The sequence below is a fragment of the Streptomyces lanatus genome, from assembly GCF_014655715.1.
In the GTDB taxonomy this organism is placed as follows: Bacteria; Actinomycetota; Actinomycetes; order Streptomycetales; family Streptomycetaceae; genus Streptomyces; species Streptomyces lanatus.
On the sequence record NZ_BNBM01000005.1, the window covers coordinates 221299 to 241130 of the forward strand.

General features: G+C 70.3%; 14 protein-coding genes. 7 read left to right on the top strand and 7 right to left on the bottom strand.

What is annotated here, in order from left to right:
* Window positions 1–112 precede the first annotated feature (112 nt).
* The 4 genes from IE325_RS15875 to IE325_RS15890 all read right to left on the bottom strand — a co-directional run bounded on the left by IE325_RS15875 (window position 113) and on the right by IE325_RS15890 (window position 5123).
* Window positions 113–1342 carry a branched-chain amino acid ABC transporter substrate-binding protein gene (locus tag IE325_RS15875; RefSeq protein ID WP_373315174.1) on the bottom strand — a complete coding sequence of 410 codons (1230 nt, stop codon included), beginning with the start codon at window positions 1340–1342 and terminating at the stop codon, window positions 113–115.
* 446 nt (window positions 1343–1788) lie between these two features.
* Window positions 1789–2196 (bottom strand): hypothetical protein, encoded by a 408-nt coding sequence (locus IE325_RS15880; RefSeq protein ID WP_190070539.1) that lies wholly within the window; start codon window positions 2194–2196, stop codon window positions 1789–1791.
* Window positions 2197–2288: 92 nt separating this feature from the next.
* On the bottom strand, window positions 2289–2777 hold the full coding sequence (locus tag IE325_RS15885; RefSeq protein ID WP_190070540.1) for a hotdog fold thioesterase: 489 nt from the start codon (window positions 2775–2777) through the stop codon (window positions 2289–2291).
* Between the two features lie 66 nt (window positions 2778–2843).
* On the bottom strand, window positions 2844–5123 hold the full coding sequence (locus IE325_RS15890) for an FdhF/YdeP family oxidoreductase (protein ID WP_190070541.1): 2280 nt from the start codon (window positions 5121–5123) through the stop codon (window positions 2844–2846).
* A gap of 390 nt (window positions 5124–5513) precedes the next feature.
* On the opposite strand from IE325_RS15890, the gene polA reads away from it, so the two are divergent.
* Window positions 5514–8240: a DNA polymerase I gene (gene polA / locus IE325_RS15895; RefSeq protein WP_190070542.1), complete on the top strand. Its 2727-nt coding sequence runs from the start codon at window positions 5514–5516 to the stop codon at window positions 8238–8240.
* 416 nt (window positions 8241–8656) lie between these two features.
* Here the strand turns inward: polA and IE325_RS15900 are convergent, their stop codons facing one another.
* Window positions 8657–9523 (bottom strand): DUF4184 family protein, encoded by an 867-nt coding sequence (locus IE325_RS15900; RefSeq protein WP_190070543.1) that lies wholly within the window; start codon window positions 9521–9523, stop codon window positions 8657–8659.
* Window positions 9524–9824: 301 nt separating this feature from the next.
* On the opposite strand from IE325_RS15900, the gene IE325_RS15905 reads away from it, so the two are divergent.
* From IE325_RS15905 to pgfA, 3 genes are all read left to right on the top strand, one after another.
* Entirely contained in the window at window positions 9825–11561 is a 1737-nt protein-coding gene (locus IE325_RS15905) for a lytic transglycosylase domain-containing protein (RefSeq protein WP_190070544.1), read from the top strand.
* A 139-nt stretch (window positions 11562–11700) separates the two neighbouring features.
* Window positions 11701–11835 carry an SPW_0924 family protein gene (locus tag IE325_RS15910; RefSeq protein WP_190070545.1) on the top strand — a complete coding sequence of 45 codons (135 nt, stop codon included), beginning with the start codon at window positions 11701–11703 and terminating at the stop codon, window positions 11833–11835.
* 25 nt (window positions 11836–11860) lie between these two features.
* Window positions 11861–12853, top strand: coding sequence for a cell envelope lipid trafficking protein PgfA (gene pgfA / locus IE325_RS15915; RefSeq protein ID WP_190070546.1), 993 nt, complete (start codon window positions 11861–11863; stop codon window positions 12851–12853).
* Here the strand turns inward: pgfA and hrpB are convergent.
* Window positions 12843–15341, bottom strand: coding sequence for an ATP-dependent helicase HrpB (gene hrpB / locus IE325_RS15920; protein WP_190070547.1), 2499 nt, complete (start codon window positions 15339–15341; stop codon window positions 12843–12845). The two genes, pgfA and hrpB, sit on opposite strands and share 11 nt — an antisense overlap.
* Before the next feature lie 4 nt (window positions 15342–15345).
* The gene (locus IE325_RS15925) at window positions 15346–16197 is read right to left on the bottom strand and encodes a class I SAM-dependent methyltransferase (protein WP_190070548.1); all 852 of its coding nucleotides are present in this window, start codon (window positions 16195–16197) and stop codon (window positions 15346–15348) included.
* 353 nt (window positions 16198–16550) lie between these two features.
* Here IE325_RS15925 and rpsA point away from each other — a divergent pair, with 353 nt between their 5' ends.
* The 3 genes from rpsA (at window position 16551) to coaE (ending at window position 19795) form a co-directional block, all read left to right on the top strand.
* Entirely contained in the window at window positions 16551–18047 is a 1497-nt protein-coding gene (gene rpsA, locus IE325_RS15930; protein ID WP_190070549.1) for a 30S ribosomal protein S1, read from the top strand.
* Window positions 18048–18197: 150 nt separating this feature from the next.
* Window positions 18198–19136: a PAC2 family protein gene (locus tag IE325_RS15935; protein WP_190070550.1), complete on the top strand. Its 939-nt coding sequence runs from the start codon at window positions 18198–18200 to the stop codon at window positions 19134–19136.
* Between the two features lie 56 nt (window positions 19137–19192).
* Window positions 19193–19795, top strand: a complete 603-nt coding sequence (coaE, locus tag IE325_RS15940; RefSeq protein WP_190070551.1) for a dephospho-CoA kinase — start codon at window positions 19193–19195, stop codon at window positions 19793–19795.
* The last annotated feature ends 37 nt before the right edge of the window (window positions 19796–19832 follow it).

Here is a 19832-nt window from a genome sequence, read left to right on the forward strand (position 1 = left end):
GCAGGGCCTCCGTGGAGTGGTTCGGATATGGCGCCGCGCGGGAGCGCTGATGGGTGCTCCCGCGCGGCCTGGATCAATGTGTGATGGGGGAGGGTTCTCTACTCGTCCTCTGCTAGCCCAGCTTGGGTTCGCCGCTGAACTCGGGCACCCAGGCGTTGCTCTTGACCTTGTACGCGGTCATCGTGTGGTTCGTGGTGTCGCCGAACTCGTCGAAGGAGATGGCGCCGGTGACGCCGTCGAACTTGACCTTCGCCATGGCGTCCAGGACCGCCTTGCGGCCGTCGTCCGGGAGCTTGCCGTCGTTGCCCTCGACCGCCAGCTTGACGGCCTCGATGATGGCCCAGGTGGCGTCGTAGGTGAGGCCGCCGTAGGCCTCGTAGTCGTCCTCGTAGCCGCCGGCCTTGTAGTTCTTGATGAACGTCTGGGCGGAGTCGAGCTTCTCGACGGGCTCGCCGACGGAGGTCGCGAGGTCGCCCTCGGCCTTCTTGTTCAGCTTCGGGAACTCGCCGGAGTAGATGCCGTCGCCGCCCATGAGCGGGATGTTCTGGCCGCTGTCCTTGAGCTGCTGGCTCAGCGGGCCGGCGGCCGGGTACTCGCCGCCGTAGTACAGGGCCTGGGCGCCGGTCTTCTTGATCTTGGCGACCACGGCGTTGAAGTCACGGTCGTCGGGGTTGATGTGGTCCGTGCCCACGATCTGGCCGCCGGCCTTCGTGAAGTTCGCCTTGAAGGACGCGGCGAGGCCGGCGCCGTAGGTCTTCTGGTCGTCGATCAGGTAGACCTTCTTCAGCTTCGCCTGGTTGTACAGGTAGTCGGCCGCGAAGGCGCCCTGGATCTCGTCCGTGGTGGCCGTACGGAAGAAGGTCTTGAACTGGCGGACCGAGTTGCCGGTCTTCCAGCCGTCGCCCTGGGTCAGCTCCGTACCGGTGTTGGCCGGGGAGACCTGGGTCAGACCGGCGTCGTTGAACGGCTTCTGCATCTGCTGCGACACGCTGGAGTTCAGCGGGCCGACGACGCCGAGGACGTTCTTGTCGCTGATGAACTTCTGGGCGTTCTGCTGGCCCACGGAGGGCTGCGCCTGGTCGTCGAGGGGCTCGATCTTGAACTCGACGCCCTTGACGAACTCCTGCTTGTTGGCCGTCTTGGCGGCGAGGTCGGCGGAGTTCTTGATGCCGAGGCCGAGGGCCGACAGGTCGCCGGTCAGCGGAGCGTCGACACCGATCACCACAGTGGTCTTGTCGCCGTTGCTGCTGCCGCCGTCGTCGTCACGCGACCCACAAGCCGTGAGTGTCAGCGATCCCGCCGCGAGCGCGGCGGTTATGGCGATGATCGAACGTTGACGCACGAATCAGGTCCTTTCCCTGGCACGGCGGCTCCCCGTGGAACGCGCCGAGTCGAGCGCTGGGTCGAAGTGGCTTCGAATCCTGTGGCTCGGTGACTGGCGGTGACTCTAAGCGCGTGCGGGGAACATGGAGGAGGCTCTGACCAAGGCTGTGACGCTCTTGTTATGACACGGGGTAACACAGAGCGGTACTCCGTGGGGGGAAGAGTGGATTTCCGGCCGATTCGCCCTGTCCACATTGTGAGAACTCGCAGCGTTCGCGCGTAGCTTCTTCACGAGTGTTCATGCGTTTTGGTGATTACCCGGCATGTTGCCGGCGGCTGCCGAGGGGTATCCGGCGACTTGAGCGAAAGGTGATCACGATTGCGGAGCCGGTGGCCGTTATTGCAGCCGTATTACGCAGAGTTACGAATGTGAAAGCAGCGACATCGGAATTCGGCACCGTCGATTCAGCCCCATGGACCTCCGCTCGGCTCGCCGTTCCGATACCGCTTCTCGCACAACTCGCCCGCCCTGCTGTCGATCAGCCGCTCGGCCGCCTTCCGGTCCGCACGGTCCCGCTCCGCGCGGCCGGCGTCCACGACCTCACGCAGGATCTCGTACTGGCCGTCTGACAGCCCCATCGACTGATAGTCGCCGTAGGTGTCGCCGTTCAGTGACCGGCGCGCCCAGTACCCGATGATCTGTGTGCACAGCAGTGCGGGCGGAGTCGCCGACGGGGAGGGCGAGTTGGCGCTCGTACGGGGCCGGGGTGCCTCGCCCCGCGCGCCCGAATCGCCGCAGCCGGCCACCGATACGGCGGCCAGCAGCGCCAGTCCGAGCGCGGCCCTCCTGCGGCGGGGCCATCCCGTCGTCATGCCCCGACGTTATGCGGCCGGGCACCGGTGTTTCAACGGCGGGGAAACGCAAAGGGGTTGATGGTCACGATGCCGTCGCCGGGGCGTAGGCGTCAGTTCGCCGTCCGCAGGTGCTCCCCGTCGCTCGGCTTCACGTCCCTCAGCAGACAGGTCAGCCGCGCGCTGCACACCCGCCGCCCCTCCTCGTCACTGATCACGATCTCGTACGTCGCCGTCGAGCGGCCCTGGTGCAGCGGCGTGGCCACCCCGGTCACCAGGCCGGAGCGCACGCCCCGGTGGTGGGTGCAGTTGAGGTCGACGCCGACCGCGATCTTGGAGCTGCCGGCGTGCAGCATCGACCCCACGGACCCGAGCGTCTCGGCGAGCACCGCGGACGCGCCGCCGTGCAGCAGCCCGTACGGCTGGGTGTTCCCCTCCACCGGCATGGTCCCGACGACCCGCTCGGCGGAGGCTTCCACTATCTGGACACCCATACGCGTCCCGAGGTGCCCGGCGGAGAACAGGGCCGGCAGGTCGACACCGAGCGCGGCGTACTCGTCGATGACCTCTTGCGGGAACTGCACGTGCTGCTGCTCGCCCATGGAGCCGGCTCCGTTCGTCGTGCTCAGTCGGTAGGACCAGTCGGTGACATTCGACTGAGCAAACGCTCAGTCGGTCGCCGATTGTTCCAGACGTACGACGACGGACTTGCTGGCCGGGGTGTTGCTGGTGTCCGCGGTGGCATCCAGCGGGACCAGGACGTTGGTCTCCGGGTAGTACGCCGCCGCGCAGCCGCGGGCCGTCGGATAGTGCACCACCCGGAAGCCGGGCGCCCGCCGCTCGACACCGTCCTTCCACTCGCTCACCAGGTCGACGTACGCCCCGTCGGCGATGTCCAGCCGCCGCGCGTCCTCCGGGTTGATCATCACGACCCGGCGGCCGTTCTTGATCCCCCGGTAACGGTCGTCCAGGCCGTAGATCGTGGTGTTGTACTGGTCGTGCGAGCGGAGCGTCTGCAGCAGCAGGCGGCCCTCCGGCACCTCCGGGTACTCGACGGGGGCGGCGGTGAAATTGGCCTTGCCGGTCGCCGTCGGGAAGCGGCGCTCGTCGCGCGGGCCGTGCGGGAGCGTGAAGCCGCCCGGGTGGGCCACGCGCGCGTTGAAGTCCTCGAAGCCGGGGATCACGCGCGCGATGCGGTCGCGGACGGTGGCGTAGTCCTTCTCGAACTCCTCCCAGGGCGTCGCGCTGTCCTCGCCCAGCACCCGCCGCGCCAGCCGGCACACGATCGCCGGCTCCGACAGCAGCTGCGTGCTCGCGGGCTCCAGGCGGCCCCGGGAGGCGTGCACCATGCCCATGGAGTCCTCGACGGTCACGAACTGCTCGCCGCTGCCCTGGAGGTCGCGCTCGGTGCGGCCGAGGGTCGGCATGATCAGCGCGCGGGCGCCGGTGACGGCATGGCTGCGGTTGAGCTTCGTCGACACATGCACGGTGAGCCGGGCGCGCCGCATCGCCGCCTCGGTGACGTCCGTGTCAGGCGTCGCGGCCACGAAGTTGCCGCCCATCGCGAAGAAGACCTTCGCCTCGCCGTCACGCATCGCGCGGATGGCCCGTACGACGTCATAGCCGTGCTCACGCGGGGGTGCGAAGCCGAACTCCTTCTCCAGGGCGTCCAGGAAGGCCGGGGCGGGCCGCTCGAAGATGCCCATCGTGCGGTCGCCCTGCACGTTCGAGTGACCGCGCACCGGGCATACGCCCGCGCCCGGACGGCCGATGTTGCCGCGCAGCAGAAGGAAGTTGACGACCTCGCGGATGGTCGGCACGGAGTGCTTGTGCTGGGTCAGGCCCATCGCCCAGCACACGATGGTGCGCTGCGAGGCGAGGATCATCTCCATGGCCTGGTCGATGTCCGCGCGCGTGAGGCCCGTCGCGGTGAGGGTCTCGTCCCAGTCGGCGGCGCGGGCGGCGTCGGCGAACTCCTCGTAGCCGTGGGTGTGTTCGCGAATGAACTGTTGATCTACGGCGCCGTCGGTCTCCAGGATCAGCTTGTTGAGGAGACGGAAGAGGGCCTGGTCGCCGCCGATGCGGATCTGGAGGAACAGGTCGGTGAGCGAGGCACCCTTCAGCATCCCCTGCGGGGTCTGCGGGTTCTTGAAGCGTTCCAGGCCGGCCTCGGGCAGCGGATTGACGCTGATGATCTTCGCGCCGCCCTCCTTGGCCTTCTCCAGGGCGGAGAGCATGCGCGGGTGGTTCGTGCCCGGGTTCTGACCGGCGACGATGATCAGGTCGGCCTTGTAGAGGTCCTCCAGCAGGACGCTGCCCTTGCCGACGCCGATGGTCTCGGACAGGGCGGAGCCGGAGGACTCGTGGCACATGTTGGAGCAGTCCGGCAGGTTGTTGGTGCCGAGCTCACGAGCGAAGAGCTGGTAGAGGAACGCGGCCTCGTTGCTGGTGCGGCCGGAGGTGTAGAAGAGAGCCTCGTCGGGGGAGCCGAGGGCGGCGATCTCCTCGGCGACGATGTCGAAGGCGCGCTCCCAGGAGACCGGCTCGTAGTGCGTGCCGCCTTCGGGGAGATACATGGGGTGGGTGAGCCGCCCCTGCTGCCCCAGCCAGTACCCGCTGCGGGTCGCGAGGTCGGCGACGGAGTGCGCGGCGAAGAACTCCGGGGTGACCCGGCGGAGGGTGGCCTCCTCGGCCACCGCCTTGGCGCCGTTCTCGCAGAACTCCGCCTTGTGCCGGTGATCGGGCTCGGGCCAGGCACACCCCGGGCAGTCGAACCCATCCTTCTGATTCACGCTGAGCAGCGTCAGCATGGTCCGCTTCACGCCCATCTGCTGCTGCGCGATACGCAGGGTATGCCCGATCGCAGGCAGCCCCGCGGCCGCATGCTTCGGCTCGACGACCTGCGGCGCGTCCTGTACCGGATCACCCTTGGGCGGCTTGCTGGCCATCGCGCACTCCTCTTCACGTACACGTGTGAGCTGTATCTCCGATCCTCGCATGCGGGGGTGACAGGGGGGTGGGGGGCCTGGGGTCGGGGGTTGCTTCGGGGGTGGGGGCCTGGGGGTGGGGGCGTGTCCCGGTGCCGCCTGGGTGTGGGCCCGCGTCCTGGGTTCCGTCCCCTTGCGGGACCGCACTTGAGTGCCGCCCTGTCGCCGATCCGCTCCCGGACTCCGCTCCGCCGTAGGTCGCTTCCCAGACTCCGTCCCGCCAGGTGCCCGCCGCATCCGTCCCCCCACCGCAGCCCCCGCCCAGCTTTCGCCCACCGCGGTTCCCCTCCGGAGGCCCCCGCACCCCCCGATGGGGACCGACTGTCAGTGGGGCGTGGCAGGATCGGGGGCGTGGCAGAGACAGGATCGAAGCAGACCGAAAACACCTCCGGCGGCGGGCGGCCCCGCCTGATGCTCATGGATGGGCATTCGCTGGCGTATCGCGCCTTCTTCGCGCTGCCCGCGGAGAACTTCACGACGGCGACGGGCCAGCCGACGAACGCGATCTACGGCTTCGCGTCGATGCTGGCGAACACGCTGCGCGACGAGGCGCCCACGCACTTCGCGGTGGCCTTCGACGTGTCCCGCAAGACGTGGCGCTCCGCGGAGTTCACCGAGTACAAGGCGAACCGCTCCAAGACCCCGGACGAGTTCAAGGGCCAGGTCGAGCTGATCGGTGAGCTGCTCGACGCGATGCATGTCTCGCGGTTCGCGGTCGACGGCTTCGAGGCCGACGACGTGATCGCCACGCTCGCCACCCAGGCCGAGGCCGAGGGCTTCGAGGTGCTGATCGTCACCGGTGACCGGGACTCGTTCCAGTTGGTCAGCGAGCACACGACCGTGCTGTACCCGACGAAGGGCGTCTCCGAGCTGACCCGGTTCACCCCGGAGAAGGTCGTCGAGAAGTACGGATTGACGCCCGCCCAGTACCCCGACTTCGCGGCCCTGCGAGGCGACCCGTCCGACAACCTCCCGGGCATCCCGGGCGTCGGCGAGAAGACAGCGGCGAAGTGGATCAATCAGTTCGGTTCGTTCGCGGAGCTGGTCGAGCGCGTGGAGGAGGTCAAGGGCAAGGCCGGGCAGAATCTGCGCGACCACCTGGAGAGCGTCAAGCTCAACCGCCGCCTCACCGAGCTGGAGCGCCAGGTCGAGCTGCCCAAGACCGTCACCGACCTCGTGCGCGAGCCGTACGACCGCAAGGCCGTGTCCATGGTCCTGGACACCCTGGAGATCAGGAACCCGTCCCTGCGCGAGCGGCTCTTCGGCGTCGACCCCGGCTCCGAGGAGGCCGAGGCCACCCCGATCGCCACCGACGGCGTGGAGATCGACGGCGCGGTGCTCGGCACCGGCGAGCTGGCCCCCTGGCTGGCGGAGCACGCGGGCGACGTCCTCGGCGTCGCCACCGTCGACACCTGGGCGCTGGGCACCGGCTCGGTCGCCGAGATCGCGCTCGCGGCAGCCGACGGCGCGGCCGGCTGGTTCGACCCGTCGCAGCTGGACGAGGCCGACGAGAAGGCGTTCGCCGCCTGGCTCGCCGACGCGGCCAAGCCCAAGGTCTTCCACAACGCCAAGGGCGCGATGCGCGTCTTCGCCGAGCACGGCTGGAGCATCGAGGGCGTCCGTATGGACACCGCTCTCGCCGCCTACCTGGTCAAGCCGGGCCGTCGCTCCTTCGACCTGGACGCGCTGTCCCTGGAGTACCTCCACCGCGAGCTGGCCCCGGCCGCCGCGGCCGACGGGCAGCTGGCCTTCGGCGCGGACGACGGCGCCGAGGCCGAGGCGCTGATGATCCAGGCCCGCGCGGTCCTCGACCTGGGCGAGGCCTTCGGGAGCCGTCTGGAGGAGGTCGGCGCCGCCGACCTGCTGCGGGACATGGAGCTGCCGACGTCCGCCCTGCTGGCCCGCATGGAGCGCCACGGCATCGCGGCCGACAGGGCCCACCTGGAGGCCATGGAGCAGATGTTCGCGGGCGCCGTGCAGCAGGCCGTGAAGGAGGCGCACGCGGCGGCCGGGCACGAGTTCAACCTGGGCTCGCCCAAGCAGCTCCAGGAGGTCCTCTTCGGCGAGCTCGCCCTGCCCAAGACGAAGAAGACCAAGACCGGCTACACCACGGACGCCGACGCCCTGGCCTGGCTCGCCGGCCAGACCGACAACGAACTGCCGGTCATCATGCTCCGCCACCGCGAGCAGGCGAAGCTCCGCGTCACCGTCGAGGGCCTGATCAAGACCATCGCGACGGATGACCGGATCCACACCACCTTCAGCCAGACGGTCGCCGCGACGGGCCGCCTGTCCTCCACGGACCCGAACCTGCAGAACGTCCCGGTCCGCACCGACGAGGGCCGCGCGATCCGCCGGGGCTTCGTGGTCGGCGAGGGCTTCGAGTCCCTGATGACCGCGGACTACAGCCAGATCGAGCTGCGCGTGATGGCCCACCTGTCGGAGGACGAGGGCCTGATCCAGGCGTTCACCTCGGGCGAGGACCTGCACACCACGGCCGCCTCACAGGTCTTCGCCGTGGAGCCCACGGCGGTGGACGCGGAGATGCGCCGCAAGATCAAGGCCATGTCGTACGGCCTCGCGTACGGCCTGTCGGCCTTCGGCCTCTCCCAGCAGCTGAACATCGACGCGGGGGAGGCCCGCGCTCTGATGGACGCCTACTTCGAGCGGTTCGGCGGCGTACGGGACTATCTCCGCCGCGCGGTCGACGAGGCGAGGGCGACGGGCTACACGGCGACGCTCTTCGGTCGCCGCCGCTATCTCCCCGACCTCAACAGCGACAACCGCCAGCGCCGCGAGGCCGCCGAGCGCATGGCCCTCAACGCCCCCATCCAGGGCACGGCGGCCGACATCGTCAAGATCGCCATGCTCAACGTGGACCGGGCCCTGCGCGAGGCCAATCTCTCCTCGCGCATGCTCCTCCAGGTCCACGACGAAATCGTCCTGGAGATCGCCCCCGGCGAACGCGAGGCCGCGGAGGCCTTGGTCCGTGAGCAGATGTCCAACGCCGTCGACCTCAGGGTCCCCCTGGGTGTCTCGGTGGGCGCGGGCCCGGACTGGGAGTCGGCAGCGCACTAGCCTCCGGCGGCAGAGCCGTAAGCGATGCCGGGTCTCTTTTCACGAGGCCCGGCATCAGCGCCCCCAAGGGGCTCGGGGCTGTGTTGATATGTGGCTCCGCCGCGCCCGCGCGACCAGCCACAGACAACCCGCAGCCTCAAACGCACAACAACCAGGCAGACGCTCAGGAACCCGGCACCCCGCAGGCCGTCACTCGCGTGGCCCTCGTCAGGACGCCGCCCGCTTCCCCCACCATAAAGATGCCGCCATGGGCATACGCACGCTAAACCGCCGGACGGCATCGGCCCCGCCGAAGGCGACCACAGAGGACACCCCCACCGCGGCACCCCCCTCGGTCCCACCCTTCGCCAAGGACGCCGGCACTCCCCGCATCCCGCCCCACCCGATCGCCCCCCTACGGCGCAGGACGGCACCTCTCACCGAGCCGCGGACCGCCGTGCCTCCCGCTCCCCACCGCCCCCACCCGCACCCGTACTGCCAGGCCCCGCAACCGGACGCCACACCCTGACCCCCACGGCGTACAGCACCAGCCCCAGCACGAGTCCCGCGCCGGCCCCGAAGCACAGCGTCGGAATCAGCTCCCAGTACTTCGCGGTGGATCCCCAGTAAGCCCACCAGCGCAACGCCCGCTGCACCGCCGCCACCACGGCCAACCCGCCGATCACCGCACCGGCCAGCCACCGGTCCCGTACGGAGAGCACCGGCACCCCCACCACCGCGGCCGCCGGGGACCGCCGTAGCGCCACGGCGGCGAACGCGATGATGACGACCGCGGCCACCGCCGAACCGCCGTACTGCAGATACCAGTACAGCGGCGACCCCGCGATCTCCTCGCCGAGGACCGGGAACAACCGCATCCCCCAGCGGTCGAGATGGGTGAACGCGTCCCACACGACATGCGTCAGCCCGCCCAGCACGGCCGAGGCGTACCAGCGTGCCGCGACTGACGGCCGTACACGCGCGCGTGGCGCTCCGCAGCGCAGCAGCGTCGCCACCCGTGCCTGCCGCCGCACCGGCAGCAGTGCCACCAGCGGTTCACGCAGCAGCAGCCACAGGCCGACCAGCGTCCAGGTGATGACGACATCGACTGTGAACACGCCCGCGAACGAGTGCGTGACATCGCCGAACTCCATCGCCCCGGGCAGGACACTCGCCGCGTAATAGGTCATGTCGGGAGCGAAGGAACCCGCGAGCAGTACCGCGGGTACGAGCATGCCCCGGCCGGTTCCGTCGGTGCGTACGGCGGGCAGTACGGCCGCCGCGTGGCTGAGCGTGAACGGCAACAGGGCTCCCTGGAAGAGGGGGTGGGTGGGCAGCCAGTATGAGGGACATCCGAGGGGCGGCCCGCATGTGGCCAACCGGTAAAAATCGGGCACGAACGGGTGCCCCTGCAAAGGAAGTTGTCGTAGGGTCGCCTGGGTCACCGTGCCGGGGGAACGCGGCCGAGAAAGTGAACAGAGACTTAATGAGCGCCGCGAGGGCAACTGTCGCGGTGGGTCGATCGTCACTACAGGGGCGAGCACGACACGGCGAGCCCGACAGACAGAGGCGGGCGCTCGGGCGTCCACGGGAGGGGTCCATTTCATGGCGGCGGAATTCGGCAGGCTCCGCAAGGGCGCGGTGAACACCACGGTCGCCGCGGTAGTGGTCGCGGCACTGGCCGCGTCCCAGGCTCCGGGAGTGACCACCGACGACGCCGGCAGAAGAGTCACCACCGGGACCCAGCCCTCCCCGGACACACCCGCCACGGACAGCGCGACCGGCAACTCGCCGTACTACACGGACCTGCCGCCGCTCAACAGCCCCAACCCCTCGCCCAGCGCCGGCAACACCCCCGTCGCCACCGGCGACAGCGAGGCGGGCATCCCCGCGACCGTCCTCGACGCCTACAAGAAGGCCGAGACCGCGCTGCGCGAGGCCAAGCCCGGCTGCAACCTTCCCTGGCAGCTCCTCGCCGCCATCGGCAAGGTCGAGTCCGGCCAGGCCCGCGGCGGCCGTGTCGACGCGAGCGGCAACACCATCAACCCCATCCTCGGCCCCCAGCTCAACGGCAACGGCTTCGCCAGCATCAGCGACACCGACGGCGGCGCCTACGACGGGGACAGCTCCTACGACCGCGCCGTCGGCCCCATGCAGTTCATCCCGTCCACCTGGGCGTGGGCCGGCCGCGACGGCAACGGCGACGGCCAGAAGAACCCCAACAACGTCTACGACGCCGCGCTCGCCGCCGCCCACTACCTGTGCCGCTACGGCTGGGACCTGTCCACACAGGGCGACCTCGACCGCGCGATCCTCAGCTACAACAACTCGCAGGACTATCTGAACCTGGTCCTGAGGTGGCTGGAGTACTACCGCAAGGGCACCCACGAGATCCCGGACGGCACGGGCACCCTCCCGTCCGACCGCAGCGACGCCACGGTGGGCGCGAGCCCGACTCCTTCGCCCACGGAGCCCAGGACACCGGCCACGTCCGGCAGTCCCAAGCCCGGCGGCAACGGCGGCTCCACGAGCCCCACCCCCAAGCCGCCGAAGCCGGGCACCCCCACCCCGACGCCCACTCCCACCCCCACCCCCACCGACACGGTCCACCACCTGGAGGACGCGGACACCGCCAAGCTCACCGCGATGGCCGGCGACGCCTTCACCGAGCGGATCGGCACCCGCGCCGAGACCAAGGCCGGCAAGGGCGTCGCCAAGGTCCGTGTCCGCTTCGCGATCATCGGTGCCACCGACGCCACCTTCAGCAACGGCGAGAAGTACGCCACGACCCTCACCGACAGCTCCGGCGCGGCGATGGCGCCCATGCTCCGGGCCGGTGAGAACACGGGCGAGTTCGTGGTGCGCGCCACCGTCGTCGGCCGCCTCATCACCGGCCTCGACTACACGGCCACCGTCACCGAGCGCGCCGCGGACGCCCTGGCCCGCACCAGCGACACCGCGCTGACCTGCACGCCGGGCGGCGAGTTCGCCGACCAGGTCGAGGTCAAGGCGACCTACAAGGGCGCCGTGGCGGACAAGGTCGCCGCCACCGCCACCCTCATCAAGTCGGCGGACGACCCGGCCGAGAACGACAAGGGCCCCTACTTCAAGGACGCCGACGGCAAGACCGTGCGCACCCTGACCGGTCTGACGACGGACGCCAAGGGCCTGCTCAAGCTGCCCAAGCTGTACTCCGACGACACCGAGGGCACCTTCCTGCTCCGCATCGCCACGACCGGCGGCGCGACGCTCACCGTGGAGCTGAAGGTGGCGAAGGCCGCCGAGACCTCACCTGAGCCTGAGCCGACCACCCCGTCGGAGTCGGCGAGCCCGTCCGCCTGACCTTCTCCGCACGATCCATGAAGGGGCGCCCACCGGGCGCCCCTTCATCCATGTGCGCAACGTGTTCTCATCTCGCCCGCCCATTGCTACGGTGCCGGAACCTGACGCTGTATCAGTTCCCGTTGGCAGGGAGGCAGGCATGCGCGCCCTGATCGCCGCCGCGACCGGTCTCGCCGCCGCGCTCGCCCTGGTCCTCGCGGTCACCGCGATGGGCTCACCGGCGGGCGAGACCTCCCCGAAGCCGCTGCTGACGACGGTGCCCGCACACCCGTGACCGCCCGCCCGGGACGGAGGCCGAGATGCGCCGCAAGGCCAGTCTGATCCTGCTCGCCCTCGCCGTGTTCTTCGCGGCCCTGTCCCCGCTGCTGCGCTGGTACGCCTTCCCGCGCCTGGCCAAGATCCCGGCCGGCCAGTACCAGGACATGGTCCTGGAGGCGAAGGACGCCACCCTCCTCGACTACGGCACGATGCAGGCCCGCAAGGTCCCCAAGGTCACCATCGTGCAGACGCTCAAGGGCAACGTCGAGGAGTCGGAGAAGATCGAGAAGACGGCGGGCAAGGACGTGGTGGTCTGGGACGGCCTGTCCTATGTCGTCGGCCCCGACGGCAAGATGGTCTCCAAGATCCCCGAGCGCTACATCTTCGACGCCCACAGCCAGGAACCCGTCCACGCCACCGGCGAAATGGTCGACGGCGACCCGGTGAAACGCAGCGGCATCGAGTTCAAGTGGCCCTTCCTGACGGAGAAACGGGACTACGAGTACTTCGACGCCCAGGCGCGCGTCACGGCCCCCATCCACTACAAGGGCACCCAGAAGTTCCGCGGCATCGACGTCTACTACTTCGAGCAGACCATCCCGTGGACCAAGGTGAGGTTCCCCAAGACCATGCCGGTCGAGGGCATCACCCCGGAGTCGGTCGCCAAGACCGGCACGACCCGCTGGTACACCACCGTCCGCAAGTTCTGGGTCGAACCCCTCACCGGAGCCCCCGTCTACGGCGAGGAGATCCACAAGGAGGAACTGCGCGGCGGCACCCTCCTCGGCGACCGCGACAAGGTGACGGCCTTCGCGGGCCACGTGAAGATGCGCGAGGACTACATCGACCACACGGTCGACCTCGTCAACTCCAACCGCACCCTGGTCCTGCTGCTGACGTCATACCTGCCCTGGGGCTTCCTCACCCTGGGCGTCCTCCTCCTCGCCCTCTCCCTCTACCTGGAGGCCCGCGGCCGACGTCCGGGCGACGCGGAACCGACGAAGGACGCCGAGCCCGAACCGGTCACCGCCTGAGCCGGGCGTTGGTGTGCCGGGTCGGCTCGGCACCGGCGGGATCCTCGGGCCACGGATGCTTCGGATAGCGGCCGCGCAACTCCGCCCGTACGCCGTTGTAGCCGTCCTTCCAGAAGGAGGCGAGGTCGGCGGTGACGGCCGCGGGCCGCCCGGCGGGGGAGAGGAGATGGACGAGCAGCGGCACCCCGGCCACCCTCGGTGACTCGTGCAGGCCGAACATCTCCTGCAACTTCACGGCGAGAACGGGCTGTTCGGGGTCGCCGTAGTCGATCCGGATCCTGGACCCGCTCGGTACGGTGATCCGCTCCGGGGCGAGCTCGTCCAGCCGCCCGGCCTCCCCGGAGGCCCACGGCAGCAACCGCCCCAGCGCCGCCCCTGCATCGATCCGCCCCAGGTCGGCCCGCCGCCGGGCCCGGCTCAACTCGGGCTCCAGCCATTCGTCCACGCGCGCGTGCAGCGCGTCGTCGGACACATCGGGCCAGGGATCCCCGAGGTGCAGCCGAAGAAACGCCAGCCGCTGCCGCAGTACGCCCGCGTCGGGCGACCAGCGCAACAGACCGAGCCCGTCCTGCCGCAGACCTTCGAGCAGCGCATTCCGTACGAGGGCCGGGTCGGCGTCCTTGAGCGGACGCACCGCCAGCTCGATCGCCCCCAGCCGCTCGACGCGCCGCGCGACGACGTCCCCGTCGGCCCAGTGGACCTCCTGGGACTCGGAGTGCAGCGACGGCGCGGCCGACAGGGCCATGTCCTCGTCCAGGGCGGCGGCGAGCTGTACGCGCGCGTGCCCCTTGCCGACGGGCCGGTCCGCCACGGCGACGGCGATCCACGGTGCTCCGCGCAGCGGGGAGCCGTCCGGGAGTTCGGCACGGGTGCCCGAGGCCATGAGGTAGGAGCCGCCGTCGGCCTTGGCGACGCGTTCGGGGAAGGCGAGGGCCGCGACGCGTCCGACAAGACGGTGCTCGCCGGGCCCGGCGTCGCCACCGGCGGGCGGGTCGGCGAACTCCGTGGCCACGGCCCGCAGCCGCCGCACCTCCGCCCGCCACCGCGCGGCATAGGCGTCCCCACCACGCCGAGCGGCCCGCAAAGCGGTACCCAGGTCGTCCCCGTACTCCCGAGGCGGTTCCTCGGACAGCAGGGCCACCACTTCGGCGCCCCCGCCCGAGGTGTCCAGCAGCGCCCGCCCCAACCGGGGATGCAGCCCCAGCCGCGCCAGCGCGGCGCCCCGTGCCGTGGCCCGGCCGTCGTGGTCCACCGCCCCGACCGCCGTCAGTACGGCCCGTGCCGCCGCCATCGCCCCGGCCGGCGGCGGATCCAGCAGCGCGAGCCCGGTGGCCTCCGGATCGCCCCAGCAGGCCGCCTGCAGCGCGAACGCCGTCAGGTCGGCCACCTTGATCTCCGGCGACGGGAAGCGCGGCAGACGCGTGTCCTCGGCCGCCGCCCAGCAGCGGTACACCGCGCCCGGCGCCTCACGTCCGGCCCGTCCCGCCCGCTGCCGTCCGGCGGCCTGCGAGGCCCGTACCGTCGTCAGCGCGCTCAGCCCGCGCGCGTGGTCGACGCGGGGCTCCCGCGCCAGCCCGGAGTCGACGACCACCCGCACCCCGGGAACCGTCAGCGACGACTCCGCCACGGACGTCGCCAGCACCACCCGGCGCCGCTCCCCGCCCGCCAGCACCGCGTCCTGCACGGCCGCCGGCGCCCGCCCGTGCACCTGGAGCACCTCGACGTCCCCGAGACCCCCCAGCTGCCCGGCCACCCGCGCGATCTCGCCCACACCCGGCAGGAAGCAGAGAACGTCCCCGGCCCGCTCGGCCAGCGCCCGCCGCACCACCGACGCCACATGCGCCAGCAACGCCGGATCGACCCGCATACCGTGCGGCGGCCGTACGGGACGCGTCGGCGGCGCCCAGACCACATCCACGGCGTACGAGGCGCCCTCGGCCTCGACGACCGGCGCGTCACCCAGCAGCCGCGCCCACCCCTGCGCGTCCGTCGTCGCCGACGCGGCCACCAGCCGCAGCTCCGGCCGCAGCGCCTGCCGTACGTCCCAGAGGAACGCCGCCACGGTGTCGGCGTCCAGATGCCGCTCGTGGCACTCGTCGAGGATCACGACATCGACACCCGCGAGCTCCTGGTCGCGCTGGAGGCGCTGGAGCAGCACACCGGTCGTGACGACCTCCACGCGTGCGTGCCGCCCGACGACCCGCTCCCCGCGCACCGTGTAGCCGACGCTCGCGCCGACCTTCTCGCCCAGCAGCCACGCCATCCGCCGCGCCGCCGCCCGCGCCGCGATCCGCCGGGGCTCGGCGACGACGACCCGCCGCGCGGGTCCCTCGCCGAGCAGCCCCGCCAGGGCGAGCGGCACCAGCGTCGTCTTGCCGGTGCCGGGCGGCGCGACCAGCACCGCCGTGCCGTGCCCGTCCAGGGCGTCGGTCAGACCGGGCAGTGCAGCGCGTACGGGCAGCGCGTCCAGGGCGTCGTAACGGATCACTCGCTCAGTCTCGTACGCAGACGAAGATCGCCGTCCCCGGAATCAGGTTCCCGCGCAGCGGCGACCAGCCGCCCCACTCCGCGGTGTTCCAGGCCGGCCACTCCGGCTCGACCAGATCCACCAGCCGGAACCCCGCCGCCACGACGTCCCGCACCCGGTCACCGACCGTGCGGTGATGCTCCACGTAGACCGCGCGGCCGTCGTCGTCCTGCTCGACGTACGGCGTGCGGTCGAAGTAGGAGGCGGCGACGGACAGACCCTCCGGGCCCGGCTCGTCGGGGAACGCCCAGCGGATGGGGTGGGTGACCGAGAAGACGAAGCGGCCGCCCGGACGCAGCACGCGGCGGATCTCCTTCAGGACCAGTACCGGGTCGGCGACGAACGGCAGCGCGCCGTACGCCGAGCACGCCAGGTCGAAGGAGGCGTCGGCGAAGGGCAGGGCGCCCGCGTCGGCGCACACCAGCGGGAACGCGCCCCCGATGCGCAACGCGTGCTGGAGCTGGCGGTGGGAGAGGTCCAGGGCGACCGGGCGGGCACCCTGCGCGGCCAGCCAGCGCGAGCACTGGGCGGCGCCGGCGCCGATCTCCAGGACCTCCTTGCCCTTGAGGTCCTCCGGCGGGCCGAGCAGCTCGGCCTCCACCTCGTCCAGGCCCTCGGGACCCCACACGAAGCGGTCGTCGCCGAGGAAGGTGCCGTGCTCGATCTGGTACTCGTCCGCGTTGCGATCCCACCAGCCACGGTTGGCGCGGGAACTCTCGGCGGCGTCGGCCTGACGCCGCGTCGCCTCCGGCTCGTCGGACTCGATCTCGGGCGATACGGGCTCTTGGATGATCGGCTCCCTCGTCGTACTCTTCACGTCACCTGAATGGCGCGGCCCCTCCCGGCAGTGTCACGTGAGGGGCTGTCCAAGGCCCGCGTGGCCTCAGGAGACAGGTTTTGTGCCGGGTATGCGGCGATCCGCCCCGGGTGTGCGGCTTCGCGCATTGACCCTGTCCGGCTGCCCCCGTATGCTACAAGTTGCGCTGCGGGCCTGCGCACCTCAGACGTAGCAGGCTGCGCTCGCATCTGTTGTATGTCCCCTCGGTTTTCGAGGCGCCCCACGAATTTGTGTGGCGCTTCCTTGGCTGTCCGGCCTTCATCAGAGCGAAACGGGCTCCCGGCGTAAGCAGTACCTACGACTTCAATGTCCGTACCGGAGCCCTTTCCCACATGACGAGCAGCACCGAGACCACCGCCACCACCCCGCAGGTTGCGGTCAACGACATCGGTAACGAGGAAGCCTTCCTCGCCGCTATCGACGAGACGATCAAGTACTTCAACGATGGCGACATCGTCGACGGCGTCATCGTCAAGGTTGACCGGGACGAGGTTCTCCTCGACATCGGTTACAAGACCGAAGGTGTCATCCCGAGCCGTGAGCTCTCGATCAAGCACGACGTCGACCCGAACGAGGTCGTCGCCGTCGGTGACGAGATCGAAGCCCTTGTTCTCCAGAAGGAGGACAAGGAAGGCCGCCTGATCCTCTCGAAGAAGCGTGCCCAGTACGAGCGCGCCTGGGGCACCATCGAGAAGATCAAGGAAGAGGACGGCATCGTCACCGGTACCGTCATCGAGGTCGTCAAGGGTGGTCTCATCCTCGACATCGGCCTCCGCGGCTTCCTCCCGGCCTCCCTGGTCGAGATGCGCCGTGTTCGCGACCTCCAGCCGTACGTCGGCAAGGAGCTCGAGGCCAAGATCATCGAGCTGGACAAGAACCGCAACAACGTGGTCCTGTCCCGCCGTGCCTGGCTGGAGCAGACCCAGTCCGAGGTCCGCCAGACGTTCCTCACCACCCTCCAGAAGGGTCAGGTCCGTTCCGGCGTCGTCTCCTCGATCGTCAACTTCGGTGCCTTCGTGGACCTGGGTGGCGTCGACGGTCTGGTCCACGTCTCCGAGCTCTCCTGGAAGCACATCGACCACCCGTCCGAGGTTGTCGAGGTCGGCCAGGAAGTCACCGTCGAGGTCCTCGACGTCGACATGGACCGCGAGCGTGTCTCCCTGTCGCTGAAGGCGACCCAGGAAGACCCGTGGCAGCAGTTCGCCCGCACCCACCAGATCGGCCAGGTCGTGCCCGGCAAGGTCACGAAGCTGGTTCCGTTCGGTGCGTTCGTCCGCGTGGACGAGGGCATCGAGGGTCTGGTCCACATCTCCGAGCTGGCCGAGCGCCACGTGGAGATCCCGGAGCAGGTCGTCCAGGTCAACGACGAGATCTTCGTCAAGGTCATCGACATCGACCTCGAGCGCCGTCGCATCAGCCTCTCGCTGAAGCAGGCCAACGAGTCCTTCGGTGCCGACCCGGCCTCGGTCGAGTTCGACCCGACCCTGTACGGCATGGCCGCGTCCTACGACGACCAGGGCAACTACATCTACCCCGAGGGCTTCGACCCCGAGACCAACGACTGGCTCGAGGGCTACGAGACCCAGCGCGAGGCGTGGGAGACCCAGTACGCCGAGGCGCAGAACCGCTTCGAGCAGCACCAGCAGCAGGTCATCAAGAGCCGCGAGGCCGACGCTGCCGCTGCCGCCGAGGGTGGCGACGCCGCGGGTGCGGCTCCGGCCGCGTCCGGCGGTTCGTACTCCTCCGAGGGCGCCGACAACAGCGGTGCGCTGGCCTCGGACGAGGCGCTCGCCGCGCTTCGCGAGAAGCTCGCGGGCGGCCAGAGCTGACGCTCACTGAGCCGTAGGTTCTGATCTGAGGGGCCGCACCTTTCGAGGTGCGGCCCCTCAGCCATTTCTTGTGATCTTGGGCTTCCTCCTCGGGAATGCCGCCGCCCGTAAGGGCGTTGTCACGGATGGACACGAGGAGGAGCGGTCACAGTGCATGATCCGCAGGGTTTGTACGCATGGGAGCCGAAGGGCCTCGCCGTGGTGGACATGGCGCTCGCCCAGGAGTCGGCCGGTCTTGTCATGCTCTACCACTTCGACGGATACATCGACGCCGGTGAGACCGGCGACCAGATCGTCGACGGGCTCCTGGACTCGCTGCCCCACCAGGTCGTCGCCCGCTTCGACCACGACCGGCTGGTGGACTATCGCGCCCGCCGGCCGCTGCTGACGTTCAAGCGCGACCGCTGGGACGGGTACGAGGTGCCCGCCATCGAGGTGCGGCTCGTACAGGACGCCACCGGGGCGCCCTTCCTGCTGCTGTCCGGGCCCGAGCCGGATGTGGAGTGGGAGCGCTTCGCCGGGGCCGTGAAGGAGATCGTGGAGCGGCTCGGCGTACGCCTGTCCGTGAACTTCCACGGCATTCCCATGGGCGTCCCGCACACCCGCCCGGTCGGCCTCACCCCGCACGGCAACCGCACCGACCTCGTCCCGGGCCACAGCAGCCCCTTCGACGAGGCGCAGGTGCCCGGCAGCGCCGAGTCCCTCATCGAGTACCGGCTGATGGAGGCCGGGCACGACGTGCTGGGCGTCGCCGCGCACGTGCCGCACTACATCGCCCGGTCCCCGTACCCGGACGCGGCCCTGACCGTCCTGGAGGCCGTCACGGCGGCGACCGGCCTCGTCCTGCCCGCCGTCGCGCACTCCCTGCGCACCGAGGCCCACCGCACACAGAACGAGATCGACCGCCAGATTCGCGAGGGCGACGAGGAGCTCACCAACCTCGTCGAGGGCCTTGAGCACCAGTACGACGCCATCGCCGGCGCCGAGAGCCGCGGCAACATGCTCGCCGAGCCGGTGGACATTCCGTCGGCGGACGAGATCGGCCGGGAGTTCGAGCGGTTCCTGGCGGAGCGCGAAGGCGACGGCTGAGGGCAGGGGCCGTCCTGCCCCGTGTGCTGTCAGTGGCAGGACCTAAGCTGTCGGTCATGCTGAAGGTGGGCCTGACCGGGGGCATCGGAGCCGGTAAGAGCGAGGTGTCGCGGCTGCTCGTGGAGCACGGGGCCGTGCTGATCGACGCGGACCGGATCGCCCGGGAGGTCGTCGCACCCGGCACGCCGGGGCTCGCCGCCGTCGTCGAGGCGTTCGGCGAGGGCGTGCTCGCGGACGACGGCAGTCTCGACCGGCCCAGGCTGGGGTCGATCGTCTTCGCCGACCCCGACCGGCTCGCCGTGCTGAACTCGATCCTGCATCCTCTCGTAGGCGCCCGCTCCCGCGAGCTGGAGGAGGCCGCCGCCGAGGACGCCGTCGTCATCCATGACGTCCCGCTCCTCACGGAGAACGGCCTCGCACCGCTGTACGACATCGTGGTCGTCGTCGATGCCAGTGCCGAGACCCAGCTCGACCGTCTGGTGCGGCTGCGCGGCATGACCGAGGAGGACGCACGCGCGCGTATGGCCGCGCAGGCGACGCGCGAGGCCCGCCTGGAGATCGCGGACATCGTCATCGACAACGACGTACCACTGGAAGAGCTTCAGCGGCGCGTGAAGGACGTATGGGACGAACTGGTGGGCAGGGCCCACGGGGGGTAGGGGTCCCGGGTGTCCCAGGAATAGCCGTGTTCCGTTC